The following is an 18,952-nucleotide window of genomic DNA, read 5'->3' as shown; positions in this document are numbered from 1 at the left end:
GAGAGTAGGTCATCGTCAGGCATTTATTCAGAAGCCCCGGCCATTGGTCGGGGCTTCGCTATTTGGGGGTCTCCCATGGAGAGTAGCGGAGCGCCGCCCGGATCATCGTCAGGCATCTATCCCAAAAACCCCAGTCTCGAAAGAGGCTGGGGTTTTTCTTTGTCTGTCAGTTCACTTCGTAAAGCTCTATGGGGGTGCCGTCCGGGTCGCTCAGAAAAGTGAAGCGGGCTCCCGTCAGCGCATCGGTACGAATGGGCTCGGGACTGACACCACGTGCCTCGAGCATGCTCACACAGGTATCCAGGTCTACAGTGGCCAGGGCCAGGTGACGCAACCCACAGGCCTCGGGGTAGCTCTGACGTGCCGGGGGCGAAGGAAAAGAGAAGAGTTCGAGCTGGATGCCGCCGGGCAGTCTCAGGTCCAACTTGTGGCTGTCACGCTCGGCACGATAGCTCTCATTGAGGACCTCGGCGCCCAGCACGTCGAGATAGAAGCGCTTGGCACGAGGGTAGTCGGCAGTAATCAGGGCGACATGATGAATGCCCACCAAGGGGAGGTGCGAGATAAGCATGGCGTGAGTCTCCTGAACGATATGGGCGCCTTGCGGCGCCCTCGGGGATGGCTCAACGACAGAGCAGCTCGCAGGCCTCCACCAGGCTGTCCATCTCGTCATCGGTGCCGATCGAGATACGCAGGAAGTCACGAAGTGCTTCGGTGTTGAAGTGGCGTACCAGGATACCCCGTTCACGCAGGCCGACGAAGAGCTGGGCGGCATCGTGACGGGGATGGCGGGCGAGGACGAAGTTGGCCTGGGAGGGCAGCACATCGAAGCCGAGCTTGTTAAGCCGCCTGACGGTACGCTCACGCGTGGTGATGACGCGCTCCCGGCAGGCGTCAAAGTGTTCCCGGTCTGCCAGAGAGGCGATGGCGAGCGCGCTGGCCAGGCTGTCGATGGGGTATGAGTTGAAGGAGTCCTTGACCCGCACGAGACCCTCGATCAGCTCGTGGGAGCCGATGGCATAGCCCAGGCGCAGGCCGGCCAGGCTGCGCGACTTCGAGAAGGTGCCGGTCACCAGCAGATTGGGGAAGCGACCGATCAGCGGTACGACGCTCTCGCCACCGAAGTCGACATAGGCCTCGTCGACAAGAACTACCTGATCAGTTAGGCGCTCGAGCAGGCCGGCTATGACATCGCGTGAATGCCCATGAGCCGTGGGCGCATTGGGATTGGCGAAAATGGCGCCGCCGCTGCCGGTGGTAAATGCATCGAGATCGACTTTCCACTCGCTATCCAAGGGCAGTCCACGCCGCTCGATGCCGTATAGCTTGCAGTAGACCGGATAGAAACTGTAGGTGATATCCGGCATCTCGAGCGGACGGTCGTGACAGAAGAAGGCCTGGAAAGCCAGTGCCAGCACCTCGTCGGAGCCGTTGCCGACGAAGACCTGCCCCACCTCGACGCCGTGTACCTGGGCAAGCGCCTCGCGCAGAGCCAGGGATTGCGGATCGGGATAGAGACGTAGATGGTCGACTGGATACTCGCGCAATACCGCCTCGACGCCGGGTGCCGGCGGGTAGGGGTTCTCGTTGGTATTCAGCTTGATCAGCTTCTCGCGCGGTTGTTCCCCTGGGACGTAGGGCGTCAGCTCGCGTACTGCGGGGCTCCAGAACTGGCTCATGGTGGTTCGTTTCTCATTAGGGCAGAACTTTAGGCCATGTTGACCGGTGCGGCCTGACCGCGCAAGCCGGTAGCGTGCTAGCCTAGGCGCTTTCGCGTGGATGCTGGAATCCGTACATGACCGCCCAGATCATTGCCACCCTGCTGCCGGTTTTCCTGATTGCCGGCTGCGGTACCCTCTATGGCCGTTTTCGCACACCGGACATTCGCAGCTTGAACACCCTCAACATGGAGATATTCGTACCCATGCTGGTGTTCGCCGTGCTCGCGGATCGGCAGGCGCCGCTGGCGGAGTACGCCGGCCTGGCAATGGCAGCGGCAGTCGTAGTGCTGGGTTCCGGGCTGGTGTTGTGGCCGCTGGTCAAGGTACTCAAGCTGGAGCCAAAGACCTTCCTGCCGCCGATGATGTTCAACAACTCCGGCAACATGGGGATTCCGCTGCTGGTACTGGCCTTCGGCGAGGCGGCACTTCCGGCGGCGGTAGTGGTTTTCATCGTCGAGATGCTGCTGCATTTCTCGGTGGGGCTCTACATGCTGAGCCCCCGAACGCCGCTGTGGCGCTTGCTGCGCATGCCCATCGTGCTGGCAAGCCTGGCCGGTCTGGGTGTCAATCTAGGAGGCGTGCCGCTGCCTGGCTGGCTGCTCGAGGCGCTGCATATGCTGGGGGGCGTATGCATTCCGCTGATGCTGTTTGCGCTCGGCGTACGCATGCTCGACATCGACTTCGGTGACTGGAAGACCGGCCTGCTCGGCGCGGTACTGTGTCCCCTCTCGGGGCTCGTTCTGGCCGCGCCGATGATCCTGTGGCTGGAGCTGACGGGACTGCAGGCCGCGACGCTGTGGGTATTTGCCGCGCTACCCCCGGCCGTGCTCAACTATCTGGTGGCCGAGCAGTATCGTCAGGAGCCCCACAAGGTCGCCTCATTGGTGCTGATCGGCAATCTGGGCAGCCTGGTCGTGATGCCCATCGTGCTGGCCCTGGTTTTCATGCACGTCTATCCGGGAGCCACCTGAAGATGGCGGGTTGGGCAGACACAGGCTGTCTGCCGAGGTGCTAAGGGGTTATGCTGTGCTATATGCTGACGAACAGTACATGGCGACAAACCCATAGGTTAGGAGTGAGCAAATGCAAGTAAGGACCCTGCTGGCTGGTTCGGCCATGCTGGCTTTCCTGGCCGGCTGTGCGGCCGGCCCGGCCGATGATCGTGCCGACATGGCCATGGACGATGCCGAAGTCGTTTATCAAGGCACTCTGCCCTGCCGCAACTGTGCGGGTATCGATCTGAGCGTGAACCTGCGCGGTGACGAGCAGGCAGCGCTCGAGGAGCGGACCTTCGATCTGCGTGCCAGCTATCGTGATCATCCCCAGGATCCGCCCGATGAGGAATATGCCGGTAACTGGGAAGTGCTCAGCGGCACGGCAGTCGACCCCGATGCCACCGTGTATGAGCTGACTCCGGATGGCGAAGGGCAGATCTACTACTTCCTGCGCGTCGACGAACGGACCCTGGAGCTGATCGACCCTCAGCGTCGCCGGTTCCAGAATAACGAAGCCCTGCAGCTGCAGCGCCAGTAATTTCTGGCTCCAGCATAGCGAAGGCGGCCTGCGGGCCGCCTTCGCGCGTTTGGCGGGCCTGCTAGAATGGGCCGAACTGAAGCCGGAGAGAGGCCAGCATGGCCAAAGCGAAGAGTGCTTTCGTCTGTACCGAGTGCGGGGCGGAGTATCGCAAGTGGCAGGGGCAGTGTTCGAGCTGTCTGGAATGGAATACCTTGAGCGAGGTACGGCTGAGTGCGCCTCGTCCGGGGGCTGCGACCTCTAGCGGCGCCGGGCGCTCCGGTTATGCCGGCAGCCTGTCGAAGGAGGTCGTGGACCTGGGCAGCGTCGATCTCAGCGAGGTGCCGCGGCTCTCTTCCACCTTCGGTGAGTTCGATCGCGTGCTGGGCGGCGGCCTGGTACCGGGCTCGGCGGTACTGCTGGGTGGCCATCCTGGCGCCGGCAAGTCGACCCTGCTGCTGCAGACCGCCTGCAAGCTGGCTCAGACGCGTAAGGTACTCTATGTCACCGGCGAGGAGTCGCTCTCACAGGTGGCGATGCGGGCACATCGCCTGCAATTGCCTACCCAGGGTCTCAAGATGCTGGCCGAGACCAGCGTCGAGACTGTGCTTGCCGTGGCCGAGCGTGAGCGCCCTGAGATACTGGTCATCGACTCGATCCAGACCATGCACCTGGAGGACATCGCCTCGGCCCCCGGCGGCGTGGCCCAGGTGCGTGAGTCCGCCGCGGTGCTGACGCGCTTTGCCAAGCAGTCCAACACCGTACTGCTGCTGGTGGGTCATGTGACCAAGGACGGCACCCTGGCCGGTCCCAAGGTTCTGGAGCATATGATCGATGCCTCGCTGCTGCTCGAGGGCGGTGCCGACTCGCGCTTTCGTACCTTGCGCGGCCAGAAGAACCGTTTCGGCGCGGTCAATGAGCTCGGCGTATTCGCCATGCTCGAGCATGGTCTCAAGGAGGTGAAGAATCCCAGTGCCATTTTCCTTTCCCGCAGCGAGGAACAGGCATCGGGCAGCCTGGTGATGGTGGTATGGGAGGGTACGCGCCCGCTCCTCGTCGAGGTACAGGCGCTGCTCGACGAATCGGCGCTGGGCAACCCGCGGAGGGTGGCAGTGGGCCTCGACCAGAACCGCCTGGCCATGCTGCTGGCGGTGCTGCACCGTCATGGCGGGCTGTTCACTGGTGACCAGGATGTCTTCCTCAACGTGGTCGGCGGCGTGAAGGTGCTCGAGACCAGTGCCGACCTGGCCGTGCTGCTGGCCGTGGTGTCGAGCCTGCAGAACCGACCTCTGCCGCGCGAGTTGGTAGCTTTTGGCGAGGTGGGCCTGTCCGGCGAGATCCGCCCTGTGCCAAGCGGCCAGGAGCGTATCGTCGAGGCAGCCAAGCACGGTTTCACCCGGGCCATCGTGCCGCGAGCCAATGCGCCCAAACGTGCCCCGGAAGGTATGGAAGTGGTCGCCGTGGACAAGCTGGCCGATGCCCTCGAAGCGCTGTAAGGCAAGGATGCCCCGCTGCGGTAGAATGACGAGTGAACTGCCAAGGAGAACGAGATGAGCGCGATTCGCCTGACCCAATACAGCCACGGCGCCGGTTGCGGCTGCAAGATTGCCCCTGACGTACTCGACGGCATCCTGGCCAAGGCCGGGCCAGGGGCTACCCATTCGCGCCTGATCGTCGGCAACCAGGGCCGTGAGGATGCAGCCGTGTACGACCTGGGCGACGGTCGCGGCATGATCGCCACCACCGACTTCTTCATGCCTATCGTCGACGACCCCTTCGATTTCGGTCGCATCGCCGCGACCAATGCCATCAGTGATGTCTATGCCATGGGGGGGCGGCCGGTGCTGGCGCTCGGCATCCTCGGTTGGCCACTGGACAAGCTGGGGCCGGAGATCGCTGGCGATGTGGTGGCGGGTGCTCAGGGAGTGTGTCGCGAGTTGGGTCTGGCACTGGCTGGTGGGCACTCCATCGACTCGCCGGAGCCTATCTTCGGTCTGGCGGTCAATGGCCTGATCGATCTCGAGCACTTGAAACTCAACAAGGGTGCCCAGGTGGGTGACCTGCTGTTCCTGACCAAGCCGCTCGGTGTCGGTTTCCTGACCACCGCCGAGAAGCAGGGCCTGCTCGAATCGGGCCACCAGAACCTGGCCCGCGAGACCATGCTCAAGCCCAACCAGATCGGCATGGCGCTGGCCAGGGTCAAGGGTGTCAACGCGATGACCGACGTGACCGGCTTCGGCCTGGCAGGACACCTCACCGAGGTGTGCCAGNGATGACCGACGTGACCGGCTTCGGCCTGGCAGGACACCTCACCGAGGTGTGCCAGGCCAGCGGCGTGGCCGCACGCATCGACTTCCGCCGCCTGCCCCGGCTGGCCGAGGCCGAGGCCTATCGCCGCCGCGGCGCGGTGCCCGGCGGCACGCATCGCAACCGCAATGCCTTGGGTACTGCGCTCAAGGACATGGACGAGCCGCATTGGCAGTGGCTGTGCGACCCGCAGACCTCCGGTGGCTTACTGATTTCCGTCCACCCTTCATGGCAGGACGACGTCGAGCGCATCGGCCGCGAGCACGGCATCGAAATGGCACCGTTCGGCGAGGTGGTCAAGGCCGAGGGGCAGGCGCTGATAGAGGTGCGTGGGTGAGCCTGCCCTTGATCGAACCTGATCTCGCCCTGCTGCGCCAAGAGCGGCCGCTGATCGACGTGCGGGCGCCGGTGGAGTTCGCCCAGGGCGGCCTGCCCGGGGCAGTCAACCTGCCGCTGATGGACGATGAGGAGCGGCGCCTGGTAGGCATCGAGTACAAGCAGCGCGGCCAGCAGGCCGCCATCACGCTGGGCCAGCGACTGGTCAATGGCGGCATCCGGACGTCGCGTATCGAGGCCTGGCGATGCATGGTCGAGGCGCATCCCGATGCAGTGATCTACTGCTTTCGCGGTGGGCTGCGCTCGCAGATTGCCCAGCAATGGCTGGCCGAGAGCGGCATCGTGCGCCCGCGCATTCGCGGTGGCTGGAAGGCAATGCGCCAGGGATTATGCCGGCGCATCGACGCGGCGGCCGAACAGCCGCTGCTGGTGGTCGGCGGGCTCACTGGCTGCGCCAAGACCGCATTGATCCAGGCGCTGCCCAACGGGCTCGACCTCGAAGGCTGCGCCCGGCACAAGGGCTCGGCCTTCGGCAGGCACCCGCTGGCCGCACCTAGCCAGATCGATTTCGAGCATGCCATGGGGCTTGGCCTGCTGGAGCTTCCCGGCCCGCTGGTAGTGGAGGATGAGTCGCGCCATATCGGGGCGGCCAATGTGCCTCTCGTCTTCTGGCGGGCAATGGAGCAAGCTCCTCGAGTACGGGTGGAGATGCCCCTCGACTGGCGCCTGGCGCAGATCCACAAGGACTATATCGATGACCTGTGGGCGATCTATCGCCAGCAGTTCGGCGAATGGTTGGGGTGGGCGCTGATGCGCAAGCAGCTCTCGAGCGCGCTGGCGCGGCTGAAGAAGCGCTTGGGCCATGCGCGCCTGGCGCGTCTCCAACGCCTGCAGCAGCTCGCTTTCCGCGAGCACGAGCGCGGCAATCGTCAGGCCCATGAGGCCTGGCTGGCGCCGCTGCTCACCGAATACTACGACCCCATGTATCGCTACCAACTGGAAAAGCGCGACCCGGGGCGCTTTCTGCATGTCGGCGATTGGGACAGCTGCCTGGCAGCGGCCAGGGAGTGGTCGATGGAGACTGCGCGACAAACCATCGGGCAGCCTCAGCCGGCTTGAGGCCGGCCGCTCAGACAGGTGCGCTGCGTATCCACTGGCTGAGCAGGCGGTCCAGCAGCGGTGCCAGGCGGTCGAAGCGCTTGGCGTCATCCAGTATGCTCTCGACGGGCTGGGCATGAGGGCTGGCCTCGCTGCCTTCCGGCCTTTCGCTGTGGGTCAGCAGTTCGTCCACGTCGGCTCGTGTGACCTCGAGATGGCACAGCAGCCCCAGGGCTCGGCCGGCATCCCAGGCGAAGCCCTGCACCGGGCTGCCGGTGCTGCCGCCCAGCGGCAGGGCGTCGTCGGGCAGGGCGAACACATCGCGATGCCACATGAAGGCGGTGAAGCGTTCCGGCAAATCGAAGGGGCTCTCCGGGGCCAAGGCCACCTCGTGCCAGCCGACTTCGGCGAAGGTGCCGCGGCTCACCGTGGCGCCCAGCTCGGTGGCGATCATCCGGGCGCCCATGCCGATGCCAAGCAGCGGCTTGTTGCCGTCCAGCGCCTTGGCGATCAGCTTGCGCTCGCGCTTGAGCCAGGGGTAGCGTTCGTCGTCGAGAACATCCATGGGGCCGTCGAGCAGGATCAGAGCGTCGCCATCGGCCAGGCTGGGAGGCATTTCACCCGCGTGGAGATGGAAGACGGTATGGCTGTGTCCCATGCTGGTCAGCCAGTCGGCAATGCGTCCCGGGCCGTGATATGAGCTGTGTTGAAGAAGGTGCAGGTGCATGGAAACCTCGCCATTCAGGAGTGATACGAAGCTGGGGAGCGGCAGCGTACATGAAACCGGCACTGCGAGAACAGATTCTGACCATCCTGGCGGCGATACCGCCGGGAAGAGTGACCACCTATGGCCGTATTGCCGCCATGACCGAGGGGGGAACGGCGCGCCTGGTTGCTCGGGCGCTGCGCGAGCTGCCCGACGACCACGGCCTGCCCTGGTTCCGAGTGATCACGGCCTCGCGCCGGGTGGCCGATCATCCCGGCGCCATTGAGCAGCGTCAACGGCTGGTTGCCGAGGGCGTGCTCTTCGATGCGCGGGGTCGGGTGGCGCCTGAGGCGCTGTGGCCATGAGCCGGTGGCTTCCCATTCCTTTCATCTGACCATCAATTCATCAGGAGTATCCATGAACCAGCCAACAGGGGGCTTCCACCAGCGGCTTCAGGCCCTCTCGCCGCGGCAACAGCAGGCCTTCATGGCGGCGCTGTGCGAACGGTTGTTACCCAACTATGTGCTTTATGCGCAGATGACGGGAGCCGGGAACCCGGCGGGAGTGAAGGCGATCCTCGATCTGGTGTGGGAGCAGCTAGCCGTGCGCGAGGCGCGCATCGACTTCGAGCGTCAGGCCGAGAAGCTCGCCGAGCTCGAGCCTCCGGCCGATGACGACAGCTTCGGTGCCCGCCGTGCCGTGGAAGTGGTGGTCGCCTTGTCGTCGCTGCTCGATACGCTGCGCGGTGAATCCCCCGATGCGGTACTCGAAGTCAGCCGCATCTCCAAGGGAGGCGTGCGTGCCTTCGTCGAATTGACCGAGGGTGAGGAGAATGCCAGCAAGCTTTCGCAGTTGGTGCGCGAGCATCCTCTCATGGCAGACGAAAACGACTTCCAGGATGCGGCGCTCGAGGCCGCAGAAGGCCAGCTCGACCGCGATTCGCTCAAGGCTCTACGGCAGTTGGGGCGCAACGACGGGATAAGCAACCTGGGGCTCGAGGTTGGTTAGTCATACGGTCGGCTTCTAGAAGCGGATACCGCCGATGACCATGGCCCCGGCGGTGCCGAAGACGATCAGGTCGGTCTCGAAGCGCCCCCATTGCAGGCCCACGCTGGGCAAGGCGGCCGGCGCCGTACCATAGCGGTTGAGTGGAATGTTGTCCTGATACTCGCCACGGTAGCCATGCAGCAGGCCGGCCGTCAGCTTGGCGCGTACGGTGATGTTTTCGGTTGGTTCCCACAGGGGGAACACGCGGCCGGCATAGAGGTAGATGGCTTCCTGATCGAAGGAGTTGAGGAAGCGGGCTCCACCCACCAGCCAGCGCTGCGGGTTGTGCAGCTCAAGGCTGATCAGGTCCTGCTGGTTGTTGTGGTCCGGCTGGGGGTCGAAGTGGCGCGTGTAGAGACTGGTCTGCAGCAGCACATGATCGACTTCCAGCATCGGCGGCCAGATCGGGTTCTGCTCGGCCTGGGATGCTGGCGATACCAGCAGGGCCAGGACGATGCCAAGAATGGCGCGTTGGTACTTGTTCTTCCATGAGACCCGCAAGTTCATGCTCCTTGGCGCCATGTCAAAGACGCATCTCGATGCCACGCTCGGCCATGTAGCGCTTGGCCTCGGGGATGGTGTACTCGCCGAAGTGGAAGATGCTGGCGGCGAGCACCGCATCGGCACCACCCTCGAGCACGCCATCCACCAGGTGATCGAGATTGCCGACACCGCCGGAGGCGATCACCGGCACCGTCACGGCGTCGCTAATTGCCCGGGTCACGCCCAGGTCGAAGCCGGCCTTGGTACCGTCGCGGTCCATGCTGGTGAGCAGCAACTCGCCGGCACCGTATTCCACCATTTTCTTTGCCCATTCGACTGCGTCGAGCCCGGTGGGGCGTCGCCCGCCATGGGTGAAGATCTCCCAGCGTGGCGTTTCGCCCTCGGACGAAACGCGCTTGGCGTCGATGGCGACCACGATGCACTGGCTGCCGAAACGCTCGGCGGCCTCGCGCACGAAGTCGGGATTGGTCACCGCGGCGGTGTTGATTGAAACCTTGTCGGCACCGGCGTTGAGCATGGTGCGGATATCGTCACAGGTGCGGATGCCACCGCCCACCGTCAGCGGTATGAACACCTCGCCGGCAATGCGTTCGACCATCTCCACCGTGGTGTCGCGGTCTTCGTGGCTGGCGGTGATGTCGAGAAAGGTGATCTCGTCGGCGCCCTGCAGATTGTAGCGCTGGGCAATTTCCACCGGGTCGCCGGCATCGCGGATACCGATGAAGTTGACGCCCTTGACCACGCGGCCGGCGTCGACATCGAGACAGGGGATGATGCGCTTGGCCAGGCTCATGTCAGTCTCCCGTCTGGTTGCCGGTGAGTTCATCACACAGCTTCTGGCCTTCGGCCACATCGAGGCTGCCCTCGTAGATGGCACGGCCGGTGATGGCACCGAGAATTCCCGGTTCATCCGCTGCCACCAGCGCACGCAGGTCGCCGAGGTTGGTCACGCCACCCGAGGCGATCACCGGCAGGCCACCCTCGCGAGCAAGCTGAGCCGTGGCTTCGACGTTGACGCCGTTCATCATGCCGTCGCGGGCGATGTCGGTATAGACGATACTGGAAACCCCATCGTCGGCGAAGCGCTTGGCCAGATCCACTGCTTTCACCTGAGAGACTTCGGCCCAGCCGTCTGTGGCGACGAAGCCGTCGCGGGCGTCGAGGCCGACGATCACGTGGCCGGGGAAGGCGCGGCACATCTCACCAACGAAATCCGGCTCCTTGACCGCCTTGGTGCCGATGATCACGTAGGAGACGCCGGCAGCGAGATAGTGTTCGATGGTCTCGGCGCTGCGAATGCCGCCACCGATCTGAATGGGCAGCTCAGGCCAGCGTCGGGCGATGGCGGTCACCGCCTCACCGTTGATCGGCTTGCCTTCGAAGGCGCCGTTGAGGTCGACCAGGTGCAGGCGACGGGCGCCGGCCTCGACCCAGCGCGCCGCCATGGCCACCGGATCGTCGCCGTATGTGGTGGCGTCGTCCATCCGACCCTGCTTGAGGCGGACGCACTTGCCGTCCTTGAGATCGATGGCGGGAATTACCAACATGTCGTGTCCTCTCGGGTGCGCGTGCGCACCGGGTTGTCATCATGACTCGGGCGGTCGGTCGGGCGCGGCTGGGTGCGCCTTGCTGATGGCTTGCTCAGGGCGCCCAGTTGACGAAGTTTTCCAGCAGTTTGAGCCCGGCCCGGGAGCTCTTCTCCGGGTGGAACTGCACGGCGAAGGTGGCATCGCGGCCTACGGCTACATGGGCATCGATGTGCCCGTAGCGAGTAGTGCCGAACACGCAGGCGTCATCCTGCGCCGCCACGTAATAGCTGTGCACGAAATAGAAGTGCTCGTCCTGGTCGATGCCTTCCCACAGCGGATGTTCGTGGTGCTGGTGTACCAGATTCCAGCCCATGTGGGGCACCTTGAGGCGCTGCCCGTGGTCGTCGAGCATGTCGGTGGGAAAGCGCTTCACCTCGCCGGCAAGAAAGCCCAGGCAGGGGATGCCGCCGCTCTCCTCGCTATGGTCGAGCAGCATCTGTTGGCCGACACAGATGCCCAGCAGCGGCTTGCTCTGCCTGGTCAGCAGTTCCTGTACCAGCCCTCGCAGCTCGGTCCTCTCGAGCTCTCCCATGCAGTCGCGTATGGCCCCCTGGCCGGGCAGCACCAGGCGGGTGGCACCCTGGATGCGGCGCGGATCGCGAGTGATGACCACGTGCTCATGGGTCACGTGCTCGAGCGCCTTGGCAACCGAGTGCAGATTGCCCATTCCGTAGTCGATGACGGCAATGGTCATGACGGCTCCTCTCAGGTTCGGTCGTCTGCGCTACAGGCAGCCCTTGGTGGACGGCATCTGGCCGGCCATGCGTGGGTCGGGCTCAACGGCCATGCGCAGGGCACGGCCGAAGGCCTTGAAGATGGTTTCCGCCTGATGGTGGGCATTGAAGCCCTTCAGATTGTCGATGTGCAGCGTGACGCGCGCGTGGTTGACGAAGCCCTGGAAGAACTCCCAGAACAGCTGGGTGTCGAGACGGCCGATGCTGGCGCGGGTGAATTCGACGTTCATGAACAGCCCGGGACGGCCGGAAAAGTCGACCACGACACGAGACAGTGCCTCGTCCAGCGGCACATAGGCGTGGCCATAGCGATGGATGCCTCGCTTGTCGCCGATGGCTTGATGGAAAGCCTGACCGAGGGTGATGCCGAGGTCCTCGACGGTGTGGTGGTCGTCGATGTGCAGGTCGCCCACCGCCTTGATGTCCAGGTCGATCAGGCCATGGCGCGCCACCTGATCCAGCATGTGGTCGAGGAAGGGCACGCCGGTCTCGCAGTTCAGCCGGCCTTCGCCATCGAGGTTCACGGTGACCGTGATCTGGGTCTCCTTGGTGTCACGGGTTACCGTGGCGATTCGCTCGGACATGTCGGACTCTCTCTGGCGCTGGTGCGCGTCGCATGGTGTTGGCCCGGCATGCCGCAGGCGGCTTCCGAGCGGGCAAGCCGCTGTGCTTGCCATCATGTGGGTCGTCCATTATAGAGAATCGCCCCCCCCATCCGCTACAATGCGCCATCACAGCGGCGGCGGCCCGTGCCGCGGCCCAGGGAGACCGTCATGCCGGTAACGCTTCACCTCGTAGACAAGGCTGCCTGGGAATCGGATCCACAGGTGCAGCACGACCTGCAGCGGATCTATGCCGACGCTCCGGCCGAGCGCCTGGGAGTGCCAGTAGCCACCTTCCTTCGTGAGCACCTCGAGGCCGGTCACTTCTTCGGCTGCGCGCGCTTTAATGATCGTCTGCTGGGGGCGGTGGCTGTGAGCACCGACGAACAGGCCTGGTGGCTGTCTGAGCTGTGCGTGCGAAAAGCCACCCGGCGGCGTGGTGTCGGCTCACGCCTGCTGGCGCTGGTGAGCAATGCGGCACGCACCGAGGGCCTTGAACTGCGCACGCTTTCCTCTCAGTTGCCGGTCGCCGACCAGATGCTGCTGACTCGCCTAGGGTATCGCCTGGATATCACCGGCGACTATTTCGAATTGGCTCCACCGCTGCAAGGAGGCGGTAAACCATGAAGCGATTGTTGCAAATGCTGCTGGCCGCCATCGGGGTACTCGGTGTCGTGGTGGTAGCGGCCGTGGTCTACGTCACGACCTTTCTCGACCCGGAGGACTTCAAGCCGCGCCTGGTCGAGGTGGTGCGTGATCAGAGCGGACTGGAGCTGACCCTGGATGGGCCGCTCTCGTGGTCGTTCTACCCACGCCTGGGCGTGAGCGTGGAGCAAGCAGAAGGTCGCCTGCCGGAGCAAAGCGCCGATGACCAGCCCTTCCTCGCCTTTTCCCGGGCGGAGGTCAGCCTCGCTTTCGCCCCGCTCCTGCGCGGTGAGATCGCCATCGAGGGGCTGACCCTCGATGGCATGCAGCTGCGCCTGGAGCGTGACGAGCAGGGACATGGCAACTGGGAAACCCTCATGCAGCGTCTCGATGAGCGCCGTGAAGGGGCCGAGTCGGCGCTGGCGCCGGCTAGCGCCGGACCCAGCCTGGAAGGTAGTAACCTGGCCGTGGCGCTCAATATCGCCAGCGTCCAGGTGCGCAACGGGGCGGCGAAATACCGTGACCTGGCGGAGGGAACGGAGTGGCTGGTCGAGGAAATCAATCTCTCGGGCACCAACGTCAATCCCCAGCGTGCCTTTCCGTTCAGGTCCTCCTTCCGTCTGAGGTCGTATCCTTCCCTCGACTGGCGGGAGCTGGAGCGTAGCCCGGCACTGGCCAGCGACATTTCGCTCGAAGGTCGGATGCGGCTGGCCCTTGCCGAGCGTCGCTATGTCCTGGAAGGGCTGAAGCTCAATACCGCAAGCTCGCTGGCGGGTATCGAGGGCAGGCAGCAACTGGACCTGAGCGGACAGCAGCTCATCCTGGATCTGTCGCAGCAGCGCCTGCAACTGCAGGAGGGCCGGCTGGAGGCTGGGCTGCAACACCCCTCTCTAGGCGACAACCCAGTACCCCTGGTGCTGGTCATGGCGCTTGATGCCGACCTGGCCGAGAACACGGCACAGCTGCGTGAGCTGCAGCTGACCGGGCCCGATGAATTGCGCCTGAGCGGTCACCTCAACCTCGCCGGCCTCAATCAGGCGCCGACCTATAGCGGTCAGATCAGCGTGGCGCCCTTCTCGCTACGCCCATGGCTCTCGCGCCTGGACAGGATGCCCCGGATGGCAGGCCCGCAAGCGTTGTCGGACGTGGCCCTGACCAGCCCGGTGCGAGGAAACCTGGAGCGCCTCGAGCTGGCGGGCCTGACCATGGTGCTCGATGGCAGTACCTTCACCGGCCGGCTGACCGCCGGCTTCGACGGCCAGTTGCTCGACTTCGAGCTGCAGGGCGATCGTCTCAATCTGGACAGCTACCTGCCGCCGGCCGAACCCGTCGACCAGAGCGCCGCCCGGCGCAACCTCCTGGGCATCGGCAAGGCCCATGCCGACGACACGGCCGAGCTGGTGCCTGCCGAGTGGCTGGCCCAGTTGGATCTGAACGGAACGCTCGACCTGGCGCAGCTACGCCTGTCGGGCCTCGACTTCACCGAGGTGGGGCTGGCCATGTCAGGCGGTGATGGGCAGCAGCGCCTAGAGCGCTTCAGTTCGGTCTTCTATGATGGCGAGCTGAGCGCCAGTGGAGCACTCGACCTGACTCGCGAGCCGATTCGTTGGCAGCTACGCCCCAGCCTTTCGAGGGTGCGCCTGGAGCCGTTGCTCAAGGCGCTGGGCGAAGACAACGGCCCGGCGCCGTTGCGCGGCCGACTCACGCTTGGTGGAGAACTCGACACGCGGGCCAACAACTGGCCAGCGCTCAAGCGCAACCTCAATGGGCGTCTGGAGGGGCGCATCGACGAGGGGGCCATACTCGACGTCAACGTGTCGCAGGAGCTGTGTTCGTTGGCGGCCATGATCGAGGGGAACGAGACGACTCGCGACTGGAGTGCCGATACGCGTTTCGAACGTGCCGAGGCAAGCCTGCGTATCACCGATGGCGTTGCCCGCAGCGAAGATATCCTGGTCCTCATCCCTGGCATCGAGCTGGATGGTACCGGTGAGCTGGACCTGGGCAGCGAACGCTTCGATCTGCGCGCGGCTGCTCGTTTCGTCGACGGCGCCGATGCCGCCTGTCCGGTCAATCCGCGCCTGGAACGCGTGCCGCTGCCGGTGCGCTGCAGCGGCGAGCTCTCCGGCGACACCGGTGAGTGGTGCAGCTTCGACCGCGAGGCATTCCAGGTCACGCTGGCCGAGCTGCTGCGCGACGAAGTGTCCGGGCGCGCCAGAGAAGAACTGGAGCGTCGCCTGGAACGTCCGCTCGAGCAGCTCGAGGAACGCCTGGGCGAAGGAGCCGGCAGGGAACTTCGCGACACCTTGCGTGGTCTGTTGAATTGAATACCCAGAAAGCCAGTCTCTGCGCCGACTTCCAGTCGGCGCTTTTTTTCGTCACGTCTGCGTGAAGGTGATTGATGAGCGACAAGCCTGCGCCGGTGCTTGAGGCCGACGAATTCCAGCGCCGTCTGCTGGACTGGTTCGATCGTGAGGGTCGCCACGACCTGCCCTGGCAGCGCGAGCGGACACCCTATCGGGTATGGGTTTCCGAGATCATGCTGCAGCAGACCCAAGTGGCGACCGTGATCCCCTATTTCGAGCGCTTCATGGGCCACTTTCCTACGCTGGCCGAACTGGCCGAGGCCTCTCAAGACGAGGTGCTGCACCTGTGGACCGGGCTTGGTTACTATGCCCGTGGGCGCAACCTGCACAAGGCGGCACAGCGGGTGATGGCCGAGCACGACGGCGAGCTGCCGGTGGCGAGCCTCGAGGCCTTGGCCGGGCTGCCCGGTATCGGTCGTTCCACCGCCGGAGCCATCATCGCCCAGAGCACCGGGCAGCGCGCGGTAATCCTCGATGGCAATGTCAAGCGCAGCCTGTCGCGACTGCACGCCGTGGAGGGCTGGCCGGGGCGGCCTGCGGTGGAACGCAGGCTGTGGGCGCTGGCCGAATACTACACGCCCGAGGTAAGGGTGGCCGATTACACACAGGCAATGATGGACCTCGGCGCTACCCTGTGTCGGCGCGGCACGCCCGAGTGCGGTCGCTGTCCGTTTGGCGACGTCTGTGAGGCCCACGCTCGCGGTAAGGAGCGTCTCTTTCCCGAATCCAAGCCCAAGAAGGCGCTGCCGACACGCACCACGCTGATGCTGGTACTGCAGGACGGCCAAGGGCGCGTGCTGCTCGAACAGCGTCCTGCCAGCGGGCTGTGGGGCGGGCTGTGGGGGTTGCCTCAGTTCGACGATCTGGCGGCGCTGCGCGCTTGGCTCGATGTGTATGCCCCTGGAGCGGCGCTGCAGCCAAGCTGGCCGGCTTTCAGTCATACCTTCAGCCACTTCAGGCTAGAGATCACACCGCAGCCGGCGCGTATCGGTCGGCTGGATTCGGTGGGCGAGGCACGATGCTGGTACGATCCAGGCAATCCTGGGCGCATCGGCCTGGCGGCGCCGGTGAAGTCGCTGCTGGTCTCGCTCGCTCCGTTCGCCCTGGCCGCACCGGAGGGCCCTTGAGCGTCCGGCCAATTACCCACAGGAGTACGTCATGAGCCAGACCGTTTTCTGTCGCAAGTACCAGCAGGAGCTCGAGGCGCTGCCCTTCCCGCCGTTGCCGGGGAAGAAGGGCCAGGATATCCAGGCCAGCGTGTCGAAGCGCGCCTGGGAGGAGTGGCAGGCGTTGCAGACCCGGCTGATCAACGAAAAGCACCTCAACATGCTCGATCCCGAGGCGCGGGCCTATCTCAACGAGCAGATGGAGCGATTCCTCGACAATCGCGAAACCGATCAGGCGGAGGGCTACGTGCCGCCCGAGCGCTAGCCGAACGACGCTGGTTGGGCTGCGGCATCTGCATGAAACGAAAGGCTTGACGCTGCGAATATGATCTTGTTTAATACGCACCGTTGGCAGCGGCCAGATAGCTCAGTCGGTAGAGCAGGGGATTGAAAATCCCCGTGTCGGCGGTTCGATTCCGTCTCTGGCCACCAATCTGCTGGGGTATCGCCAAGTGGTAAGGCACCGGTTTTTGGTATCGGCATTCCCAGGTTCGAATCCTGGTACCCCAGCCACGCCAACATCTCTTTCCGATTCTGCAGCTCGTTTGGATCGGTCCCGAGCCGGCATAGCTCAGTTGGTAGAGCAACTGACTTGTAATCAGTAGGTCCCGGGTTCGACTCCTGGTGCCGGCACCATTCGGGATATCAACAGCTTGCAGTATTAGAAACCGCCCTCGAAGGCGGTTTTTTTGTGTCTCTTGAAAGCGCAGCGCCTCGCCACTACATCATTATTGCAAGGTCTCCCCGGGGGCCTCCCACCACGACTGCACGCCGTTGCACGAGTCGGGACTGAAACTGATCACGGATACACAGGAGGTGATTGGAATGACAGTGCACACTTCGTCCAGCCGAAAGCTGAAACAGGCAACCGATTACGCTGGAAGCGAAACCCTGACCTCACCGGTCGACAGCGCGCTTGGGCGCATTCGCGATGCCTATCCCACCCGCCTGACCAAGCCGCTCGATAGCCTCTGGCTCGAGCGCCAGGAAGGCGTGGTACGGGGCAGTACCGAGGACGGGCCGCTGACTCAGGCGCAGCTCGACGAGTTCGAGCGCAAGGGCTTCCTGTTCGAGCCCAGCTTCATCAGCGGTGAGGAGCTCGACGAGCTGCGCAGCGAGCTGGATGCCCTGCTCAGTCGCGACGATTTCCGCGGCCGCGACTTCAGTATCACCGAGCCCGAGAGCCAGGAGATCCGTTCGCTGTTCGCCGTGCATTTCCTTTCTCGGCGATTCGCCAGATTGGCGCGCGACGAGCGCCTCATCGGCCGGGTGCGTCAGATCCTCGGTGGCGAAGCCTACGTGCATCAGTCGCGTATCAACTACAAGCCGGGCTTCGTGGGCAAGGGCTTCAGCTGGCACTCCGACTTCGAGACTTGGCACGCCGAGGACGGCATGCCGGCGATGCACGCGGTGAGCGCCTCGATCGTGCTGACCGACAATCATGAGTTCAACGGCCCACTGATGCTGATCCCGGGCTCCCACAAGGTGTTCGTGCCGTGCCTGGGCGAGACGCCCGACGATCACCATCGCCAGTCGCTGAAGCGTCAGGAGTTTGGCGTGCCGGGGCGCGAGGCGCTGCGCGAACTGGTCGCGCGTCACGGTATCGAAGCGCCCAAGGGGGCAGCGGGCGGGCTGTTGCTGTTTGACTGCAATACGTTGCATGGCTCCAACGCCAATATGTCGCCGGACCCGCGCAGCAACGTCTTCTTCGTCTACAACCGATGCGACAACGCCTGCGTCGAGCCCTTCGCCGCACGCTGCCGTCGGCCGAGCTTCCTGGCCCATTGGCCGGACGAGCTGTGGACGCCGCAGATTGACGCCTGACGTCTCGATAGCGTCATCAGGGTGGAACAGGGCGCATGGTGCGGTAAACTGTGAGGCTTGTCGTTGAGAAGCGGCACGCATAACGAGAAGGAGAAGACCCGCCATGCGCTTTGTCCCCCGATTCACCGATGGCCAGGAGTTTCCCCATTCGCTGGGCAAAATCGTTTGCATCGGCCGCAATTATGCAGACCATGCCAAGGAGCTGGACAACCCGATACCCACCGAGCCGCTGCTGTTCATCAAGCCGGCCACCAGTGCGGTACGCCTCGACGAGCCCCTCGATCCGCCCTTTTCTCGCGGTGAAGTGCACTACGAGGCGGAGCTGGCCCTGCTGGTCGGCGAGCGGCTGACCCATGCCACCTCCGATGAGGCCGAGCGAGCCATCGTCGGGATTGGCCTGGCGCTGGACTTGACCCTGCGCGACGTGCAAACGCGGCTGAAGGAGAAAGGGCATCCCTGGGAGATCGCCAAGTCGTTCGACGGTGCCTGCCCACTGAGCGATTTTCTGCCGCTGAGCCGCGTGCCGAACTGGAATGCGCTGACCTTCGAGCTGGAAATCGACGGTGAGCTGCGCCAACACGGCGAGGGCTCCGACATGCTGTTCCCCGTGCCGACCCTGGTGGCGGAAATGAGCCGTCATTTCACCCTCGAACCGGGCGACGTGATCATTACAGGCACACCCGAGGGCGTCGGCGAGCTGGCGCGTGGCGCCAAGCTGCGTTTGACCCTTACCGGTGGCCTCGAAGTCAGGGCCCAAGTCGTCGAGTAATGCCTCGCCCGATCCCGTACGCAGAA

The 18,952-nt window shown here is 64.4% G+C and carries 20 protein-coding genes, 3 tRNA genes and 1 pseudogene; 16 read left to right on the top strand and 8 right to left on the bottom strand.

The window, feature by feature from the left end:
• Positions 1-166: 166 nt before the first annotated feature.
• Together SPH52_RS22205 and hisC are read right to left on the bottom strand one after the other, a co-directional pair.
• The gene (locus SPH52_RS22205; protein ID WP_411797227.1) at positions 167-571 is read right to left on the bottom strand and encodes a VOC family protein; all 405 of its coding nucleotides are present in this window, start codon (positions 569-571) and stop codon (positions 167-169) included.
• A 52-nt stretch (positions 572-623) separates the two neighbouring features.
• Positions 624-1,679 carry a histidinol-phosphate transaminase gene (gene hisC, locus SPH52_RS22200; RefSeq protein ID WP_411797226.1) on the bottom strand — a complete coding sequence of 352 codons (1,056 nt, stop codon included), beginning with the start codon at positions 1,677-1,679 and terminating at the stop codon, positions 624-626.
• A 116-nt stretch (positions 1,680-1,795) separates the two neighbouring features.
• Between hisC and SPH52_RS22195 the strand changes: the two genes are divergently transcribed.
• The 5 genes and pseudogenes from SPH52_RS22195 (at position 1,796) to mnmH (ending at position 6,995) form a co-directional block, all read left to right on the top strand.
• Positions 1,796-2,692 (top strand): AEC family transporter, encoded by an 897-nt coding sequence (locus SPH52_RS22195; RefSeq protein ID WP_411797225.1) that lies wholly within the window; start codon positions 1,796-1,798, stop codon positions 2,690-2,692.
• 112 nt (positions 2,693-2,804) lie between these two features.
• Positions 2,805-3,254 (top strand): copper resistance protein NlpE N-terminal domain-containing protein, encoded by a 450-nt coding sequence (locus tag SPH52_RS22190; protein WP_411797224.1) that lies wholly within the window; start codon positions 2,805-2,807, stop codon positions 3,252-3,254.
• 98 nt (positions 3,255-3,352) lie between these two features.
• On the top strand, positions 3,353-4,729 hold the full coding sequence (radA, locus tag SPH52_RS22185; protein WP_411797223.1) for a DNA repair protein RadA: 1,377 nt from the start codon (positions 3,353-3,355) through the stop codon (positions 4,727-4,729).
• Between the two features lie 54 nt (positions 4,730-4,783).
• A pseudogene (gene selD / locus SPH52_RS22180) lies at positions 4,784-5,877 on the top strand (selenide, water dikinase SelD).
• Positions 5,874-6,995, top strand: coding sequence for a tRNA 2-selenouridine(34) synthase MnmH (mnmH, locus tag SPH52_RS22175; protein WP_411797222.1), 1,122 nt, complete (start codon positions 5,874-5,876; stop codon positions 6,993-6,995). The pseudogene selD and the gene mnmH overlap by 4 nt, the downstream one beginning before the upstream one ends.
• A gap of 10 nt (positions 6,996-7,005) precedes the next feature.
• On the opposite strand, the gene SPH52_RS22170 is transcribed toward mnmH, so the two are convergent.
• On the bottom strand, positions 7,006-7,701 hold the full coding sequence (locus tag SPH52_RS22170; protein ID WP_411797221.1) for a type 1 glutamine amidotransferase: 696 nt from the start codon (positions 7,699-7,701) through the stop codon (positions 7,006-7,008).
• A 50-nt stretch (positions 7,702-7,751) separates the two neighbouring features.
• Here SPH52_RS22170 and SPH52_RS22165 point away from each other — a divergent pair, with 50 nt between their 5' ends.
• Complete coding sequence (locus SPH52_RS22165) at positions 7,752-8,045, top strand: MGMT family protein (protein WP_411797220.1); 294 nt, start codon at positions 7,752-7,754, stop codon at positions 8,043-8,045.
• A gap of 52 nt (positions 8,046-8,097) precedes the next feature.
• Positions 8,098-8,688, top strand: coding sequence for a YjaG family protein (locus tag SPH52_RS22160; protein ID WP_411797219.1), 591 nt, complete (start codon positions 8,098-8,100; stop codon positions 8,686-8,688).
• A gap of 15 nt (positions 8,689-8,703) precedes the next feature.
• Here SPH52_RS22160 and SPH52_RS22155 read toward each other — a convergent pair whose 3' ends face one another.
• The 5 genes from SPH52_RS22155 to hisB all read right to left on the bottom strand — a co-directional run bounded on the left by SPH52_RS22155 (position 8,704) and on the right by hisB (position 12,138).
• Positions 8,704-9,234: a hypothetical protein gene (locus tag SPH52_RS22155; protein ID WP_411797218.1), complete on the bottom strand. Its 531-nt coding sequence runs from the start codon at positions 9,232-9,234 to the stop codon at positions 8,704-8,706.
• Between the two features lie 16 nt (positions 9,235-9,250).
• Positions 9,251-10,024 (bottom strand): imidazole glycerol phosphate synthase subunit HisF, encoded by a 774-nt coding sequence (gene hisF, locus SPH52_RS22150; RefSeq protein ID WP_411797217.1) that lies wholly within the window; start codon positions 10,022-10,024, stop codon positions 9,251-9,253.
• A 1-nt stretch (position 10,025) separates the two neighbouring features.
• On the bottom strand, positions 10,026-10,778 hold the full coding sequence (gene hisA, locus SPH52_RS22145; RefSeq protein ID WP_411797216.1) for a 1-(5-phosphoribosyl)-5-[(5-phosphoribosylamino)methylideneamino]imidazole-4-carboxamide isomerase: 753 nt from the start codon (positions 10,776-10,778) through the stop codon (positions 10,026-10,028).
• Between the two features lie 94 nt (positions 10,779-10,872).
• Entirely contained in the window at positions 10,873-11,514 is a 642-nt protein-coding gene (gene hisH / locus SPH52_RS22140) for an imidazole glycerol phosphate synthase subunit HisH (RefSeq protein WP_411797215.1), read from the bottom strand.
• A 30-nt stretch (positions 11,515-11,544) separates the two neighbouring features.
• Positions 11,545-12,138: an imidazoleglycerol-phosphate dehydratase HisB gene (hisB, locus tag SPH52_RS22135; RefSeq protein WP_411797214.1), complete on the bottom strand. Its 594-nt coding sequence runs from the start codon at positions 12,136-12,138 to the stop codon at positions 11,545-11,547.
• Between the two features lie 189 nt (positions 12,139-12,327).
• On the opposite strand from hisB, the gene SPH52_RS22130 reads away from it, so the two are divergent.
• The 9 genes from SPH52_RS22130 (at position 12,328) to SPH52_RS22090 (ending at position 18,926) form a co-directional block, all read left to right on the top strand.
• On the top strand, positions 12,328-12,783 hold the full coding sequence (locus tag SPH52_RS22130; protein ID WP_411797213.1) for an acetyl-CoA sensor PanZ family protein: 456 nt from the start codon (positions 12,328-12,330) through the stop codon (positions 12,781-12,783).
• Entirely contained in the window at positions 12,780-15,128 is a 2,349-nt protein-coding gene (locus SPH52_RS22125; protein WP_411797212.1) for an AsmA family protein, read from the top strand. Before SPH52_RS22130 ends, SPH52_RS22125 begins: the two co-directional genes overlap by 4 nt.
• A 74-nt stretch (positions 15,129-15,202) precedes the next feature.
• On the top strand, positions 15,203-16,294 hold the full coding sequence (gene mutY / locus SPH52_RS22120; RefSeq protein WP_411797211.1) for an A/G-specific adenine glycosylase: 1,092 nt from the start codon (positions 15,203-15,205) through the stop codon (positions 16,292-16,294).
• Positions 16,295-16,325: 31 nt separating this feature from the next.
• A complete protein-coding gene (locus SPH52_RS22115; RefSeq protein ID WP_411797210.1) occupies positions 16,326-16,598 on the top strand; it encodes an oxidative damage protection protein in 273 nt (90 codons plus the stop codon).
• Positions 16,599-16,689: 91 nt separating this feature from the next.
• A tRNA-Phe gene (locus tag SPH52_RS22110) sits at positions 16,690-16,765 on the top strand.
• A gap of 6 nt (positions 16,766-16,771) precedes the next feature.
• Positions 16,772-16,846 (top strand) — tRNA-Gln (locus SPH52_RS22105).
• Between the two features lie 47 nt (positions 16,847-16,893).
• Positions 16,894-16,969 (top strand) — tRNA-Thr (locus SPH52_RS22100).
• A 189-nt stretch (positions 16,970-17,158) separates the two neighbouring features.
• Positions 17,159-18,157, top strand: a complete 999-nt coding sequence (gene thpD / locus SPH52_RS22095) for an ectoine hydroxylase (protein ID WP_411797209.1) — start codon at positions 17,159-17,161, stop codon at positions 18,155-18,157.
• Between the two features lie 103 nt (positions 18,158-18,260).
• Positions 18,261-18,926, top strand: coding sequence for a fumarylacetoacetate hydrolase family protein (locus SPH52_RS22090; protein ID WP_411797208.1), 666 nt, complete (start codon positions 18,261-18,263; stop codon positions 18,924-18,926).
• Positions 18,927-18,952 lie beyond the last annotated feature (26 nt).

The organism is Halomonas sp. A29, from assembly GCF_046723295.1.
Lineage (GTDB): Bacteria > Pseudomonadota > Gammaproteobacteria > Pseudomonadales > Halomonadaceae > Halomonas.
This window is presented reverse-complemented; position numbering and strand designations above follow the sequence as displayed.

What these genes read in the sequence shown, in the direction of transcription:
- SPH52_RS22205 (WP_411797227.1), bottom strand. Translation starts at nt 571, where the DNA reads ATGCTTATCTCGCACCTCCCCTTGGTGGGCATTCATCATGTCGCCCTG.
- hisC (WP_411797226.1), bottom strand. Translation starts at nt 1,679, where the DNA reads ATGAGCCAGTTCTGGAGCCCCGCAGTACGCGAGCTGACGCCCTACGTC.
- SPH52_RS22195 (WP_411797225.1), top strand. Translation starts at nt 1,796, where the DNA reads ATGACCGCCCAGATCATTGCCACCCTGCTGCCGGTTTTCCTGATTGCC.
- SPH52_RS22190 (WP_411797224.1), top strand. Translation starts at nt 2,805, where the DNA reads ATGCAAGTAAGGACCCTGCTGGCTGGTTCGGCCATGCTGGCTTTCCTG.
- radA (WP_411797223.1), top strand. Translation starts at nt 3,353, where the DNA reads ATGGCCAAAGCGAAGAGTGCTTTCGTCTGTACCGAGTGCGGGGCGGAG.
- SPH52_RS22170 (WP_411797221.1), bottom strand. Translation starts at nt 7,701, where the DNA reads ATGCACCTGCACCTTCTTCAACACAGCTCATATCACGGCCCGGGACGC.
- SPH52_RS22165 (WP_411797220.1), top strand. Translation starts at nt 7,752, where the DNA reads ATGAAACCGGCACTGCGAGAACAGATTCTGACCATCCTGGCGGCGATA.
- SPH52_RS22160 (WP_411797219.1), top strand. Translation starts at nt 8,098, where the DNA reads ATGAACCAGCCAACAGGGGGCTTCCACCAGCGGCTTCAGGCCCTCTCG.
- SPH52_RS22155 (WP_411797218.1), bottom strand. Translation starts at nt 9,234, where the DNA reads ATGAACTTGCGGGTCTCATGGAAGAACAAGTACCAACGCGCCATTCTT.
- hisF (WP_411797217.1), bottom strand. Translation starts at nt 10,024, where the DNA reads ATGAGCCTGGCCAAGCGCATCATCCCCTGTCTCGATGTCGACGCCGGC.
- hisA (WP_411797216.1), bottom strand. Translation starts at nt 10,778, where the DNA reads ATGTTGGTAATTCCCGCCATCGATCTCAAGGACGGCAAGTGCGTCCGC.
- hisH (WP_411797215.1), bottom strand. Translation starts at nt 11,514, where the DNA reads ATGACCATTGCCGTCATCGACTACGGAATGGGCAATCTGCACTCGGTT.
- hisB (WP_411797214.1), bottom strand. Translation starts at nt 12,138, where the DNA reads ATGTCCGAGCGAATCGCCACGGTAACCCGTGACACCAAGGAGACCCAG.
- SPH52_RS22130 (WP_411797213.1), top strand. Translation starts at nt 12,328, where the DNA reads ATGCCGGTAACGCTTCACCTCGTAGACAAGGCTGCCTGGGAATCGGAT.
- SPH52_RS22125 (WP_411797212.1), top strand. Translation starts at nt 12,780, where the DNA reads ATGAAGCGATTGTTGCAAATGCTGCTGGCCGCCATCGGGGTACTCGGT.
- mutY (WP_411797211.1), top strand. Translation starts at nt 15,203, where the DNA reads ATGAGCGACAAGCCTGCGCCGGTGCTTGAGGCCGACGAATTCCAGCGC.
- SPH52_RS22115 (WP_411797210.1), top strand. Translation starts at nt 16,326, where the DNA reads ATGAGCCAGACCGTTTTCTGTCGCAAGTACCAGCAGGAGCTCGAGGCG.
- thpD (WP_411797209.1), top strand. Translation starts at nt 17,159, where the DNA reads ATGACAGTGCACACTTCGTCCAGCCGAAAGCTGAAACAGGCAACCGAT.
- SPH52_RS22090 (WP_411797208.1), top strand. Translation starts at nt 18,261, where the DNA reads ATGCGCTTTGTCCCCCGATTCACCGATGGCCAGGAGTTTCCCCATTCG.